This window comes from Paractinoplanes ferrugineus, from assembly GCF_016862195.1.
In the GTDB taxonomy this organism is placed as follows: Bacteria; Actinomycetota; Actinomycetes; order Mycobacteriales; family Micromonosporaceae; genus Actinoplanes; species Actinoplanes ferrugineus.
On sequence record NZ_BOMM01000029.1, the window covers coordinates 98,245 to 111,713 of the forward strand.

The 13,469-nt window shown below is 69.0% G+C and carries 16 protein-coding genes; 6 read left to right on the forward strand and 10 right to left on the reverse strand.

What is annotated here, in order from left to right; genetic code table 11:
* Positions 1 to 594: 594 nt before the first annotated feature.
* Positions 595 to 1,335: a hypothetical protein gene (locus tag Afe05nite_RS16635; RefSeq protein WP_203818012.1), complete on the forward strand. Its 741-nt coding sequence runs from the start codon at positions 595 to 597 to the stop codon at positions 1,333 to 1,335.
* Positions 1,336 to 1,525: 190 nt separating this feature from the next.
* On the opposite strand, the gene Afe05nite_RS16640 is transcribed toward Afe05nite_RS16635, so the two are convergent.
* Together Afe05nite_RS16640 and Afe05nite_RS16645 are read right to left on the reverse strand one after the other, a co-directional pair.
* On the reverse strand, positions 1,526 to 2,281 hold the full coding sequence (locus Afe05nite_RS16640; protein WP_203818013.1) for a HEAT repeat domain-containing protein: 756 nt from the start codon (positions 2,279 to 2,281) through the stop codon (positions 1,526 to 1,528).
* A gap of 159 nt (positions 2,282 to 2,440) precedes the next feature.
* A complete protein-coding gene (locus Afe05nite_RS16645) occupies positions 2,441 to 4,012 on the reverse strand; it encodes a glycoside hydrolase family 43 protein (protein ID WP_203818014.1) in 1,572 nt (523 codons plus the stop codon).
* A gap of 170 nt (positions 4,013 to 4,182) precedes the next feature.
* On the opposite strand from Afe05nite_RS16645, the gene Afe05nite_RS16650 reads away from it, so the two are divergent.
* Positions 4,183 to 4,416 carry a hypothetical protein gene (locus Afe05nite_RS16650; protein ID WP_203818015.1) on the forward strand — a complete coding sequence of 78 codons (234 nt, stop codon included), beginning with the start codon at positions 4,183 to 4,185 and terminating at the stop codon, positions 4,414 to 4,416.
* Positions 4,417 to 4,429: 13 nt separating this feature from the next.
* On the opposite strand, the gene Afe05nite_RS16655 is transcribed toward Afe05nite_RS16650, so the two are convergent.
* Both Afe05nite_RS16655 and Afe05nite_RS16660 read right to left on the reverse strand, forming a co-directional pair.
* On the reverse strand, positions 4,430 to 5,173 hold the full coding sequence (locus Afe05nite_RS16655; protein WP_203818016.1) for an AAA family ATPase: 744 nt from the start codon (positions 5,171 to 5,173) through the stop codon (positions 4,430 to 4,432).
* A gap of 166 nt (positions 5,174 to 5,339) precedes the next feature.
* Positions 5,340 to 5,990 carry a DUF4240 domain-containing protein gene (locus Afe05nite_RS16660; protein WP_203818017.1) on the reverse strand — a complete coding sequence of 217 codons (651 nt, stop codon included), beginning with the start codon at positions 5,988 to 5,990 and terminating at the stop codon, positions 5,340 to 5,342.
* A gap of 185 nt (positions 5,991 to 6,175) precedes the next feature.
* On the opposite strand from Afe05nite_RS16660, the gene Afe05nite_RS16665 reads away from it, so the two are divergent.
* The 3 genes from Afe05nite_RS16665 to Afe05nite_RS16675 all read left to right on the forward strand — a co-directional run bounded on the left by Afe05nite_RS16665 (position 6,176) and on the right by Afe05nite_RS16675 (position 7,612).
* Positions 6,176 to 6,364: a hypothetical protein gene (locus tag Afe05nite_RS16665; RefSeq protein WP_203818018.1), complete on the forward strand. Its 189-nt coding sequence runs from the start codon at positions 6,176 to 6,178 to the stop codon at positions 6,362 to 6,364.
* 144 nt (positions 6,365 to 6,508) lie between these two features.
* Positions 6,509 to 6,787, forward strand: a complete 279-nt coding sequence (locus Afe05nite_RS16670; protein WP_275407478.1) for a cupin domain-containing protein — start codon at positions 6,509 to 6,511, stop codon at positions 6,785 to 6,787.
* A gap of 114 nt (positions 6,788 to 6,901) precedes the next feature.
* Positions 6,902 to 7,612 carry a helix-turn-helix domain-containing protein gene (locus tag Afe05nite_RS16675; RefSeq protein WP_203818020.1) on the forward strand — a complete coding sequence of 237 codons (711 nt, stop codon included), beginning with the start codon at positions 6,902 to 6,904 and terminating at the stop codon, positions 7,610 to 7,612.
* On the opposite strand, the gene Afe05nite_RS16680 is transcribed toward Afe05nite_RS16675, so the two are convergent.
* Positions 7,594 to 8,172 carry a dihydrofolate reductase family protein gene (locus Afe05nite_RS16680; RefSeq protein ID WP_203818021.1) on the reverse strand — a complete coding sequence of 193 codons (579 nt, stop codon included), beginning with the start codon at positions 8,170 to 8,172 and terminating at the stop codon, positions 7,594 to 7,596. The genes Afe05nite_RS16675 and Afe05nite_RS16680 overlap by 19 nt on opposite strands.
* A 607-nt stretch (positions 8,173 to 8,779) precedes the next feature.
* Between Afe05nite_RS16680 and Afe05nite_RS16685 the strand changes: the two genes are divergently transcribed.
* Entirely contained in the window at positions 8,780 to 9,361 is a 582-nt protein-coding gene (locus tag Afe05nite_RS16685) for a hypothetical protein (RefSeq protein WP_203818022.1), read from the forward strand.
* A 42-nt stretch (positions 9,362 to 9,403) separates the two neighbouring features.
* Here the strand turns inward: Afe05nite_RS16685 and Afe05nite_RS16690 are convergent, their stop codons facing one another.
* The 5 genes from Afe05nite_RS16690 to Afe05nite_RS16710 form a co-directional block, all read right to left on the reverse strand.
* A complete protein-coding gene (locus tag Afe05nite_RS16690; RefSeq protein ID WP_203818023.1) occupies positions 9,404 to 10,120 on the reverse strand; it encodes a helix-turn-helix transcriptional regulator in 717 nt (238 codons plus the stop codon).
* Positions 10,121 to 10,155: 35 nt separating this feature from the next.
* Complete coding sequence (locus Afe05nite_RS16695; protein WP_203818024.1) at positions 10,156 to 10,554, reverse strand: nuclear transport factor 2 family protein; 399 nt, start codon at positions 10,552 to 10,554, stop codon at positions 10,156 to 10,158.
* A gap of 80 nt (positions 10,555 to 10,634) precedes the next feature.
* On the reverse strand, positions 10,635 to 11,567 hold the full coding sequence (locus Afe05nite_RS16700; RefSeq protein ID WP_203818025.1) for a S41 family peptidase: 933 nt from the start codon (positions 11,565 to 11,567) through the stop codon (positions 10,635 to 10,637).
* Positions 11,568 to 11,628: 61 nt separating this feature from the next.
* The gene (locus Afe05nite_RS16705) at positions 11,629 to 12,924 is read right to left on the reverse strand and encodes an MFS transporter (protein WP_203818026.1); all 1,296 of its coding nucleotides are present in this window, start codon (positions 12,922 to 12,924) and stop codon (positions 11,629 to 11,631) included.
* The gene (locus tag Afe05nite_RS16710; protein WP_203818027.1) at positions 12,921 to 13,460 is read right to left on the reverse strand and encodes an ArsR/SmtB family transcription factor; all 540 of its coding nucleotides are present in this window, start codon (positions 13,458 to 13,460) and stop codon (positions 12,921 to 12,923) included. Before Afe05nite_RS16710 ends, Afe05nite_RS16705 begins: the two co-directional genes overlap by 4 nt.
* Between the last annotated feature and the right edge of the window lie 9 nt (positions 13,461 to 13,469).

Below are 13,469 nucleotides of genomic sequence, written 5' to 3' on the forward strand. Positions count from 1 at the left end.
GAGCTCACTCTCCAAGTCGGTTGGTGCCCGCAACTGGCGGTAAGCGCCGCCGTGGAGGTGGCCTGCTGGTGTCCCCAGGACCACAACATCCACCAGGTCCGCGAGCGCAGCCGCTCGGCGACGAACGGAACCGAGTTGGTGAAAGGCTTTACCGCTGGGACCGCGATCGAGGAAGGCGCGATCTGGCAGGTGATGCCGACCGGAGCGGCGCTCAGCCAGGTGGCGCACTCTTCTCCGACGGTCGTTCAATCGACAAAGCCGTCAAGGAAACCTCCACGATCTCCTCCCAGGCCGGATCGAGCATCGGCTCGGTGTCGTGCAACTCGAGCCGGAACGGAACCCACCTGGTGTGCGTGCCGATCTGAAGCTGCCGGCGGGAGCCCGGTCGCGCCATCCTCGCTCGACGTCAATCCGCCTCGTTATCGCGGTGGTTCGGCAAGACTGTTCGGCGCATGTCACGCGCACATCGTCCGGCGGCCACCATGATCACCTCATGAAGGTACGGTGGGCCGCCGATCACTGCGGCACGGTCGAGCCGCGCGGTGATGGCTCGCGTGGAGAAGGAGTCCGATGAGCACCGTAGGTAGGCGTTCCGTGGCAGCCGTGATCGTTGTCGCCGCCCTGCTGCAGGGCGGGTGCACGAGCGGCGCCGTACCGGTGGCGGCGGTTCCGGCGTCGGCTGTGCCTTCCGGGCCGGCGGACAACGGCGTCGACAGTCTCGAGCCGGCGGCGATCTTCGGCAGAGCGAGGGCGGCGCTGACGGAGGCGAAGGCGTTTCGTCTCAACGGCTTCGTCACCGGGGGCGGCAAGGTGACCGGTGTGGATCTCGAGGCGCGGGGGTCCGACGTTCGAGGCACGCTGACGCGCAACAAGGCAAAGGTTGACGTGCTGGTGGTCGGCGGGAACGCATACATCCGCCCGGACCAAGCATTCTGGAGGGCGAACCTCGGCGATGCGAGCCATGCCGCGGCCGTCATTGAGTTGATCAAAGACCGGTGGGCCCGGGTATCGTCGACCGACAAGAACTTCGCCGAACTGTTCACCATCGCCGACGTCAACAATCTGCTGGACGGCAGCGGAGGCTGGATCAAGCAGTACGTCACGAAGGTCGGCACCAGACCGGCTGTCATGCTCAGCCAGGTCGACTCCCGACACAGCACGCTGTGGGTAGCCACCGAGGGCCCGCCGTACCCGCTTCGACTCCAAGGCCCGACCGAGGCTGACGGCAACCTGACGTTCAGTGACTTCGGGGCGACTTTCACTGACTTGCAGACCCCTCCCGCCTCGACGGTCGTCGACTTTGCGGAGTTGCGCAGCCGGACCACTGCCGCATAGGTCTCCCTTGGGACGCCGCCCGCCGAGTACGAGCAACGGCGACGTGGCGATCAAGGGTGGGTGGACGGCTGGCATATGCAGGGCCGGGTCTGGTGTTGTTGACCCGGTCCGGTCCGCTGACGGACAGAATCCGGACCGCGGCGCCCCTCGCGTCCGGATCGGTGATCTGACGCGCCTTGCCGCGCGTCGATCAGTTTGCGTCGGAATCGGACGACGACGAGTCGGAGATCTGCAACCGCTCCCGTAGCCGTCGCGCTTCGCGACCGCGGTACGCCCGCAGGACACTTGCGAGCGTGTCGCGAACGTCCGGATCCGGATGATCGGCCAGGTAAGCCAATTCCTCGGCGCCACCGCGCCGGCCACGGCCCAGGCCACAAAGCACGTCGATGATCTCGTCGGCGGTGGTCGACACCCTCAACTCCGTCATCAGTTCACTCTTCGGCCTGGGCGGGTTGTCGTACGGGAACCGGCGACGTAGCGCGGCCACCTTGAACGCGCCACGCGTCAGGCAGGCCGGGCAAGGACAGGGCCGCCTGCCATGAGCCGCCGGCAGGTACCGCCAACCGACCCCTTGGGGGACATCACGAATCCGCCGGACCTCAGCGGCGGTGACCGCCCGAGGCACGAACACCTCGTATCCCCGTGGATCGTCCAGCTCACGCACCGCCGCGACCGCCTGCGCAGCCGTTACCGCACGTGGAGGCGTGCCGTACCGCCCGACAGTGACCGGCTCGTCGTCAGGCAGCCGTAAATGCACGGCGACCAGCACGCCCGGATGCCAACGCCGCAGCTCACGCACCCACTGGTAGGTCAGCGTGAACGACGACAACACCGGCATGCAGTACACACCCCGGCCAGCAGCCGGACCGCGGCTACGCGCAGCGATCCCCGAGTGCTCGACACGCCGAGCCACCCGCGCCGTGGTGATGTGGACGAACTCCGCCATGAGCAGCGACCGTAGCCGATCAGCCAGCCCGACAGTGACGAATTTCGAGCGCTGACGGAACCCACCGCGCGCGGACGGCAGCAGATCCGTGCACCCGATCTTGATTCGCGGCTTGCGCCGGGCTGCGGCTCCGATGAGCCCTCGGATGAGGGTGTGCTGTCAGTCGGCGGTGGCCGGGCCTGGGCCGGCGTCCGGCTGGGCCCGGTAGTCGAACCAGTCGAAGGCGGCGGTGCCCTCGGTGACGTACATGCCGATGACCCGGCCGGTGAAACCCGCTGCCACCTCGGTCGACAGGTAGCGGCCGTCCAGGGCGGCGAGGACGGCGGGACCATCCCCGGCGTCGAGGGTGAAGGTGACCGTGTCCGGGCCTGCGGCCCGAATTCCGAGTGGCCCGGACCGCTCGGTGAACTGCTCGGCGGAGGTGACCGTGGGCGGGAGCGGATCGGCCGACCGGGCGGTGACGGCCAGGTCCACGGGACCGTCCGGTACGGCGCACTCGGCGACGCTCTGGCGCAGCGGGCCGATGCGGGCCCACACCCGCGCCGTACCCTCGGAGACCTCCAGATCGTAGTGGTGGGCCTCGTCGATCCGGAGGGTCAGACCGGCGCGGCCGGTGGTCTCCATCCGGACGCCGGCCCAGCAGTCGTGGTGCTGCTGGCGCCGCCCGACGATGGTGGCGCCCGGCCGATCCAGCGTCGAGCCGAGGGCGGTGAGGGTGAGCCAGCCGGGCCTGTCGGTGAGCGACCAGCTCTCGTCCGGGCGGCTGCGCGGGGAGATCCAGGACGGATCGAGCCGGTCGGCATCGAAGTCGTCGCGCACGTCAAGCGCTGCCGGCACCGTTGGTGCCGCGACACCGGGTGGCAGGACCATCTCCTCGTCGACCGGCCCGACGACCGGCCAGCCGTCCTCCCACCGAACGGGCGCGAGCATCGTCTCGCGTCCGAGCACGTGGAACGGCGGCCACTGCCCCCTGGGTCGGATGCCCAGCAGCACCATCCACCAGTTGCCGCTCGGATCGTCGACCAGATCGGCGTGACCGGTGGCCTGGATCGGTCGCTGCAGGCCGCGGTGGGTCAGGATCGGGTTGGCCGGAGCCGGTTCCCACGGTCCCCGGACGCTGCGGGACCGGGCCACCGACACCGCGTGCCCGGTGTGCGTGCCGCCCTCGGAGAGCAACAGGTACCACCAGCCGCCGATCCGGTAGAGGTGGGGACTTTCCGGATACTGGCCGCCGGTACCGGACCATAGCGGGATCGGGCCTTCGAACACCTCGCCGGTGGCCGGATCGATGCGGTAGTTCGAGGTGCCGGCCAGGGTGAGCCAGCAGTTGCCGTCATCGTCCCAGGTCAGCGACGGGTCGATGAGCGGGAGCTGGAAGTAGACCGGCTCCGACCACGGCCCGGCCGGGTCGGTCGCGGTGACGATCAGATGCCGCCAGATCCGGACGTTCGTGGTCACCAGGTAGAAGACGCCGTCGTGGTGGCGAATCGTCGGCGCGAAGATCCCCCGCGACGCGTAGGTGTCGGCCGGGAGGTCGAGCTGACTCGGCCGGTCCAGCACGTTGCCGATCTGCCGCCAGGAGATCAGATCGCGGCTGTGGAAGATCGGTACGCCGGGGAAGTACTCGAAGCTCGAGCAAACCAGGTAGTAGTCCTCGCCGGCCCGACAGACGCTGGGATCCGGAAAGAAACCGGGGATCACGGGATTGCGGAAGATCGGCGCAGGTAGCACAGGACTGAACTCTACTGGTGCGCGGCAGGCGGGCGTTGTACCGGCAAACGCTCGCCCGCCCTGCGCGGGGAACGCGCTGCATCCGCGGCAGATCCGGATGCCGTCGTGGTCGGCCCAACGGTGTTTGCCTGGCACTGCGCCGAGTTGCCGAGGTGGAACACACTGCGGGTATGGAGTTCCTGCTGCTGGTCGTCATCGTCGGCTTCGCGGTTGTCGGTTTGATCAAGGCGACCCGGCAACGCCGCGCTTCAGGGCATCGAGCTTTCGGCACGACCGGCGATGCACAGGACCCAGGCGCGGACCCGACGTTTGATGTGGGAGGCGGGCACCACCACTCGTCGGGACACGAAAGCTCCTCCTCGGACAGTTCCGCCGACAGCGACGGTGGCGGCAGCAGCGACTGATCTTGCCCGCTCGCTATCCCTCGCCGACGAGGACCATGGGGGTCAGCATCTCCCCGGCATCCACCGCAGCGCTCAGCTGACGGCCGCCACGAACGGCCTCGAAAGTCCGCGCCTGGAAGCGTACGGCGATCTCCCCGTCTTCCTCCGTCACCGCGGTCCGGCGCACGCGACGGGGATCCAGATGGCACAGCGGCGCTGACCGGGTGCCGTGGTGCCTCTCCAGGGTCTCGAGGATCCGAGCGACGACCAACTCCGGCTCCGCCCTCGTGGTATCGCAGACCAGGTCGTAGTTGTGCAGGCGGGTCTTGTCCACGCCGTACCGGGAAAGGAATCGCTGTCGTTCGCTCTCGCTGCGGCCGGCGAGTTGTTGAAGGGCCTCCTCGACGCTGCGGTAATTCTCGACCGCGTCGCCGGGCCGGCCAAGCACCCGCCGGGCCGCCACCAACGGATCGGTGATGAGGTGAACCTTGCGGGCGTCACCGAAGAAGTGCCAGGCCAACCGGCTGTCGACGACCAGGCGCTCGCCGGAGGCCGCGATGTCGTGCTGCAACTGGTCGATGAGATGGTCGATTTTGTCGTCGAGCTCCGCATGCAGGTTGAACTGCAACGCCGTCATCCCGTGCTCGGCGGCCATCCGCCGGTAGAGATCACCGATGCTTACCCGGCGTACCCCCAACCGTTCCGCCAGCAACACCGACACGGTCGTCTTGCCGCTGCCGAGATCGCCGTTGAGAACAACCGTCCTGGGTAGCGTCATCGAGCAACCATATCGATCCCCGCCGTCCCGGTCCGTAGCGCGGATCGGGGCAGATCCGGACGCGCTGAAGGATCCGACGTTGCCGGACGACGCAGGCGGCAAACTGCTGACTGAGCTGAAGCCGGCCGGAGGTAGCCGAGTCAGGCTCGATCGTCGGTGGTGGCGTTCAGGTGCGTTTGGCGAGTCGGGGCAGGGTGGCGCGCAGTTGTTCGGTTCCGTGTCGCGGGTATCCGCTCGGCGGGGTGCCGGCCGGTGGCGTACCGCCTGGTTCGAGGATGGGGAAGGTTTCGTCCTCGTAGCCGTGCCGGGCGAAGTAGATACCGCTGGCGGCCGCGCCGAACAACTCGCCCGCTCCCGCACACCCGGCGGTGAGATCCTCGACGTCGGCCAGGTTGTCGGGGTCGGCGGCGATGAGTTCGAAGGTGGGGCGGCCCAGGGTGATGACCCACGACCGCCAATCGGTGAATCCGTCGTCACCCAGAGAGCCGCATGCCATGTCGGCCGCTGCGCCGTGTCGCCAGGTGTACAGCCGCGTGCTCGCGGCGACCAACTGCCGTTGGAACCCGCGCAGCACGTCGTCGCCGGCGTCGGCGAAGCGTTCTTCGACTATCTGTGCCATCGCGTCCGGGTCGCCGTCACCGCGCTCGCGTGCGTCCTCGACGATCTGCCAGAACAAGTCCTCGTCCATCGCTTGCGCTGATGTGGTCACGGCCGCGCGCGACGGTTGGGGACGGAGCGGGTGGCCGGCCATCGGTGTGCTGCCGCATCCCGCGACCGCCACGACGATCAGCAGCGCGAGTCCACCAGCTCTGAACATGGCACTGAATGTAGAGCCGGCCAGCCTTCCCGTCGGTCGGCGACAAGGGCCGTAATGATCACGTACGGACTGCGTCGCCCACCCGAACAGGCATCGGGCTTGCTACCGTCGGCGACTCCTGCCGGCAGGTTGAGCGGGGTGGATGGGGGCGATGCATGTCGAGGCTGCGTGCGGGGTGGCGCCTGGTGGCGGGTATTGTGGTCATGACCTGCTCGATGGCCTTGGTTGACCACTTCGTCGAGGGAACGTCCTGGTCCGGGGCGTTGCGCTATGGATTGGTGTTCGGCGTCCTGGCTCAGACGCTGTTGTATCTGGTAGATGCGGCGGCCGCGCACCGCGATCGTCGAAAGCGCCGGCGCGAGCGACTCGACTGAGAACGGCCCAGCCGGCCTCCGCACCCCGATGCGAGGCCCTATGACGGCGTCGTTTGAGCGGAACTGGCTTGGGACACCGACGGGCGGTTACGGAGCATCGCCTGGACGCCGCGCGTTATCGACGGCAGATCCGGACACCGGCGAGTGCGGCCAGAATTGAAGCGAAGGCTGACGAGGGTCTGGCACCCCCAGGAGAGCACTGATGAGTTGTTTCTGGTGGTCCACGGGAGCTCACCATTCGAACTGCGGGACGGCAACGTGGTCTTGCGTCCCGGTCAGCTTTTCGTCGCGCCCCGGGGTGTCGCGCATTGTCCGATCTCCAACGGAGAGGTTCATGCGCTGCTCATCGAGCCGGCCGGCGTGGTCAACACCGGCGATGCCGGCGGGACACTGACCGCCGCCTACGACGACTCGCTGATCTGACCGTTCGCGGGCGGCGCCTCGATGTGGTGTCAGCCGAGCGACCCGATACTTCCGGACCACGCGCGGCTTTCCGAGATCTCTGGATTGCCGCGTACGGGCGACTACCCTGCTCTGGTGACTCTGCTGTTCGAGACGCGCTTGTCCGACTCGCCGTGGGTCGAGTCCGTGTGGACCTCGACGAGCGAGCAGGTCTTCGAGATGACCTCGGTCGCGGCGGTGCGCTGGGGTCTGGTCTTCTGGCAGCGCGAGGGCCGGTCCTACGCGAGCGTAAAGGGTCCGGAGAGCAGGTCCAGCACCGCGCCCGTGCCCGACGGCGCGACTTTCCTCGGCATCGACTTCGCCTTGGGCACGTCACTGCGGAACGTGCCCACCCGAGTGCTGCTCGATGGCGGCATCGAGCTGCCCGACACCACCCACCGGACCTTTCGGCTGGACGGCTCCCGGTGGGACATCCCGCGCCCCGACGATGCGGAGGCGCTCGTCAAGCGCCTCGTCCGCGCGGGCGCCCTGGTCCGTGATCCGGTCGTCGCCGAGGTCCAGCGGGGGCACGTTCCCGAGGTCTCGGACCGCACCGTCGAACGCCGGTTCCGCGCGGCGACCGGGCTCACCCAGGGCGCTGTGCGGCAGATCGAGCGGGCCCGGAAGGCCACGATGCTGCTGACCGCCGGCCTGCCGGTCGCCGATGTCGTCGCCGGACTCGACTACTTCGACGAGCCACACCTGGCCCGCGCCCTGCGCCGATACATCGGGCACCCGGCGCGACAGCTGAGGGAAGGCGTCCAGGGTGCGATCTCGCTGGACCTCGATCAGCGAACGACGTCGTAGAGCAGCTTGACCACACCGTTCGGATAGGCCTCGGACTCGCGTAGACGAAGCATCTGCTTGTCGTTGTCGGCCCGGCTGAACAGACTCTTTCCGGCACCGAGCAGGATCGGGTAGAGCAGTAGGTTGTACCTGTCGATCAGCCCCGCGTCCGCGAGGCGGCGAGCAAGCTCAGCGCTCCCGTGCATGAAGATCGCGCCACCTTCGCTCTTCTTGAGTTCCACGACGTCGTCGGTCGAGCGCAGGATCGTCGTCGGGCCCCAGCCGTCGACGAGCGCGTCGTCGGCCAGGGTGGTCGACAGAACGTACTTCGGCAGTTCCTGGTAGGCGGCATGGTCCGGCGAGTCCCGCCAGACCGGCGCGAACAGCTCGTAGCTGCGCCGGCCGAACAACAGGGCCGTCGTGTCCTGCAACTCCTCACCCTTGAGCGAGAAGACCTCGGGCAGGACCTCGATGTCCTTGATCACCCACCCGCCGCTGCGATGCTCCTCCCCCGGGCCGCCACCCGGGGAATCCAGCACGCCGTCGAGCGACATGAAGCCGGTGTAGACAAGTTCGCGCATGGGAACTCCCTGGTAGATCAACAAAAGCTGGTCCGCCCAGGGTAGGAAACGCCACCGGCCGTCGTCTTGGACGGAAACGACACCCGCGAAGCCGTCAGGTCCGCTCACGGCAGCCGGGCGCGGCGTTGCTGGATGTACGAGACTGGGAGTGGTCCGCCGCTTCTACCATCGGCGCCATGATAGAGGCGGCGTGGATCGCGGTCGGAGGTGTGACGCTGGTTCTGGCGGTTCTCGGGCTGGTCGCGCCGTTCCGGAAGCGGTGGCGGCAGCGAGCAGCTGAGCCCGGGTCCACGGCGATGCTGGAGGCGCGTCGTGCCATTCGGCAGAGCGCTTGTGAACGACGGCGGCGAGGCCGCGGAACCATCCGCGGTCAGGGCTCCGGCGGTGCCGACAGACGGGCCTCCGACGCCGGCTTCTCCAGCGACACCGGCGGCATGCCATGATCCACCTGCGGATTCATGTGGCCAGAATTTGAGGCCACCGTGCTTGCCGCTGGTCAGGAACTCAATAGACACATCCTGAGCAGCGGCAGGGGCGCGCACTGCGATTCGGCCGAGAGGTGCGCGCCGGCGGGCTGTTGACGCGTTCGCCATGGCAAGGTTGGCGCGTGCAGGTCGACGACGAGATCGCCCGGTTCGACTGGGCCGGCATACGGACCTACGTGGGCTACGCCGAGATGGTGCCGCACGCCGTCCGCAGCCTCGTGACCGTCACAGACGCGAAGGAGGCAACTCGCCTCGGCACCTGGATCGAGCGCATCCTGCTCTCCGTGGCCGGCCCCTGCGAGGGCTGCACCCCGGTGGCCACCGTCCTGGTCGCGGCTCTACCGGAGATGACACCCGCCGGACACACCGTGGCGCTCGAGCTCCTCGCGATCATCGCAGCCGCCGAGATCACCGGGCCGGCCCACGAACAGATCGGCAGGGTTGACGCCGGCGAGATCCGCCGGGCAGTGGCGGGCGGGGTTTCCCACTACCTGGCGGTTCTCCGGGCGCCAGACGCCGCTGCGGCGAGCCTGTACTCCTGCGTCGACCTGATGGACGTCCTGGCCTTCCACGACCCCGACCTGAGACCGGAAGCCATCGCCGCGCTCGAGGCGTTACAGACCGGCGGACGCGCCCCCGACCTGGCTGTCCTGGTGCGAAACACGCTCGTCGACCTGATCAACCCGGCGAACGATCAGCCGTGACCGCTACTCCTGCAAACACGCAGAGGGAGCGGGTCGCGCGGGTCAGGCCAGGTTCCGGGTCGGCCACCGGGCCTGGTCGGCCGCGAGCAATGCCGGGTCGCGCGGTGGCGGCACCTCGCCGAGGATCTCGAGCCGGGTGATTCGCTCGATGCGGAAGCCACGGATCGCGTCACGCAGCCGGCACCAGCCCGTGAGCAGCCAGGCGTCGCCCGCGCGGAGAAGTCCCATGGTCTCGACGTCGCGGACCGTACCGGTGGCGGGATCCGGTCCGCCGTCCTCGTTCTCCCCCAGGTAGGTGAGCCGAACCACCCGCCGGGCGGCGATCACGTCGGCGAGGATCCCAAGCGGCACCACGTCGTCTGTCGAAGGGCGGGCGTCGATGACCTGCATGACCCCAAGCATCTCCTGTACGGGCCGGCGATGCTCCTCCTGCACGACGGCCGCGATCTTGGCGCGGGCGCGTCGGGCCGCCCCCTGGTAGGGCGAGGAATCGAGGAGCGCGAGCCCGGCGAGCACCGCCAGCGATTCGGTGGCGGACAGGTTCAGCGGCGGCAGCGAGTACTCACGAAGGATCGAGTAGCCGCCTGCCGCCCCGTGGTCCGCGTAGATGGGCACCCCGGCCAGCTGCAGTGACCCGATGTCGCGTTCGATGGTCCGGGACGACACGCCGAACTCGCCGGCGAGCCGAGCGGCGGACCATGGCCGGCGTGCTCCACGGAGCAGGTCCACCAGCGCGTACTGCCGTTCGGCTCGCTTCATCACCCAAGTCTGGCAAACGTGTCCGGCGGCGTCCGTCAGCTCCGCATGCTCCGCTGTCCGCCCACCGACCAGACCCGCCGGACCCGGCCGTCGTCGGCGAAGTCGAACACGTCGACGCCGCCGGCGAGTTTGCCCGCCGAATCGACGTCCCACAGCAACCGGCCGTGATCGCCGTCGATCGCATCGGCGATCCTGGTGAAGACGACGCCCGGGTTCTGCTCGTGCCACCAGGCGAGATACTTCGCGAAGTCGTCGGCGGTGCGGATGTCGTCCGCCGGGGTCGACCCGTCGGGCTCGGTGACCGCGAAATGAATGCGGAAGTCGTCGGCGCAGATCTGTCGTGCGAGGTCGCCGTCGGTGTTCCACATCGTCAACCACAGGTCGAGGGAGTTCCGGGCGGTGGAAACGGGATGGGGTTTCGAGCTCTCCGTCATGAGCTCACTCTCGGACCCTGACGCGACAACGGTATGTCGGTGTTCTCGAGATCCCCGCGGCCCTGCTCGATCGGGCTCCGTCATTCCAGCGCCGATCGCGCCTCGGTCAGGACGGCCGGCGCGGTGGCAGTGGCCAGGACGTGCTGCAGGGCCATCCGATAGGCCACGTCGAAAGCCTCCCCGGCGGGTACCGCCACGTCCGGCTCCACACCGACGCCTTCCCAGTTGCCGCCGGTGACCGGGTTGACGGCGCGGGCCACCGGAACAGTGATCTCGAAGGTCGGCGAGATGGGGAAGATGTCGGTGGGATGGGCGCCGCCCTTGGTCGTCTCTCCGACCAGGACCGCTCGTCCCTGAGCCTTGAGGTTGTAGCCGAACTCCTCACCGGCCGAAAACGTGGACCCGCTGGTCAACAGGTAGAGGGGCCGATCGAGATAGCGCTCGCCGGGCAGCCACGCATGACTCCAGAACTGCCGGGTGCGACCCGTTGCTCCCTCGAAGATGCTGTTGAGATGGGTTTCCCCGTCCGGGAAGAAGTAGCTCGTCCAGAACACGGCCCCGTCGGGAGATCCACCCCGGTTCTTGCGAAGATCGACTATCAGCGCGTGCGTCTGCGACACCAGCTCCATGGCCGCGGCGATCGCCCGCCCACCCACGCCGGCCGAGGCGACGAACCGCAGATCCAGCAACCCGACGTTGCCGTCCAGCCGCTCCACCCGCGCGATGCCGTAGTTGGTGAGTCGCTGCTGTTCTCGCCGGGCCGCGTCGATCTCGGGCTCGGTGAGCGCCTCGCGAAGGTCCGCGGAACGTGTCCGGACGCGTAGATGACTGTCCTGACAGACTTCGAAGAGTTCCGCCGTCAGCCGCCGACCGAGGGCTTCCTCGTCCAGTTGGTCATAAGCCCCGGCAGCCAGTCGCACGCGGATGGCGTCGGCCGCTTCCTGAGCCCGGTCGGCGAAGATGTAATTGCCGCACAACAGTTCCAGTGCCTTCTCCACCAGCTCCACTGACATCGACGCACCATATCGGAGGCTTGCGCGGCCCGTGGTCCCGTACGGTCGAAGCCGCGAACCCTCACACCAGCTCCGGAGCGCCCTCCCGGACCGGATCCGGGAATGTCGGCTGAGCCGGACCGTCGGCCGGGGTGGCGGCGCGCAGCGCGGCTTCGACCCGGCGGTTGCTGGTCATGGTCGCCGTGACCGCGGTCATGGCGAGCAGGAGGCCGGCGGCGACGAAGAGCGGGGTGCGCACGTCGAAAGTGGCGGCCAGCCCGCCGCCGACGAAGGCGCCGAGCGGGGCGGCACACATGGCGACCATGCGCGAGGAGGAGGTGACCCGGCCCATCAGGTGGCCGGGGACGATCGCCTGGCGCAGCGAGGGTGCGAGCACCATGGTGGCGCCCATGCCGGCTCCGCAGACGGCGAGCGCGAGGCCGGCGACGTACGGGTTCGGGGCGGCGGCCAGGCCCAGGACGGCGAGTCCCTCGACCGCGGCGGTGCAGGTCAGTGCGGTGCCGGTGCCGAGTCGCCGGCCGAGGAAGGACGCGATGCCCGCGCCCAGCAGGCCGCCGGTGGCCTCGACGGTCAGCAGGAGGCCGAAGCCGTAGGTGCCGATGCCGAGGCGGTCGTGGGCGAAGAGGGCGAGGACGGTCTCGACGGCGGTGAAGGCGATGTTCCCGACCGCCGGGCGCAGCGCGAGCCCGAGCAGGAGCCGGTCCGTCAGGACATACGAGGCACCGGCCCGCGCCTGCCGCAGCAGTGACTCGCGGGCCTGCGGTGCGGGCCGGGGCGCGGCCGGAAGCGACCGGACGAGCAGCGCGGAGACCGCGAACGACACCGCGTCGGCGAGCAGCGGAACCGCCCGCCCGAGCGCGAGCAGAGCACTGCCCACGGGCGGGCCCGCGAAGCCGGACATGGCGGTCTGGGCTCCGCGCAGGCGCGCGTTGCCGCGCTCCAGGAGGGCCGGGCGGCGGCCGAGCAGGTCCGGCAGGTAGGACGAGGCGGCCGTGTCGAAGAAGAGGCTGCCGAGGCCGAGCAGGAAGGCGACGGCGGCGAGCAGCGGAATGCTCAGCATGCCGAACGCGGCCGCCGCGGCCGTCACCGCGAGCAGCAGGGCGCGGGTGGCGTCGGTGATCCACATCGTCTGCCGGCGGTCCCAGCGGTCCACGAGGGCGCCGCCGAGCACGCCGAACAGCAGCCACGGCAGCGTCCCCGCCGCCGTGACGACGGCGAGCGCCATCGGTTCCCGGGTCAGGGCCAACGCGAGCAGGGGCAGTGCGGCCCGGGTGACCCCGTCACCGAGTGAGGAGATCGTCTGGGCGCTCCACAGCCGGCCGAATCCGGTCGGCAACTTCTGGATGTCCGAGCTCATTCGGCACCACCGCCGGACTGCCCACGCCGGGCCGGGTGGAACAGCGCGAAGACGAGCGACGCGTCGGGCAGCGCCGGGTCGGACAACTTGCGGTATTCGTCGGCCAGGGCGTGCAGCCGCGCCCCCAGCTCCGCGAACTGTTCGTCGGTGAGCCGCAGATGCGCCATCCGTACCTGCCGCTCGCCCCCCGCCGGCGACTCCTCGAGGTCGGCCACGGCGTGTCGCATCAGTATGTCCGGTCCGCCCTCGCCCGGATCGGGCAGCTCGATCGACCGCGCGGCCATCGCGTAGTACCGCTCGACGACCCCCCGCACCTTCCGGGTCCGGACCACCTTGACCAGGCCGGCCCGCTCGAGCAACCGCACGTGATAGCTGGAACTGCCCTTCGCCACACCCACTCGGTCGGCGATCTGGGTGATCGTGGCGGGCTCGAAGCGGAGCACGGCCATGATGCGGTGACGCGTGAGGTTGGAGACGGCGCGCAGTTGCTCATCCGTCGTGATGTGAAAGGTCTCGGGTAGGTCGTCGGTAGTCATGCCGTAATG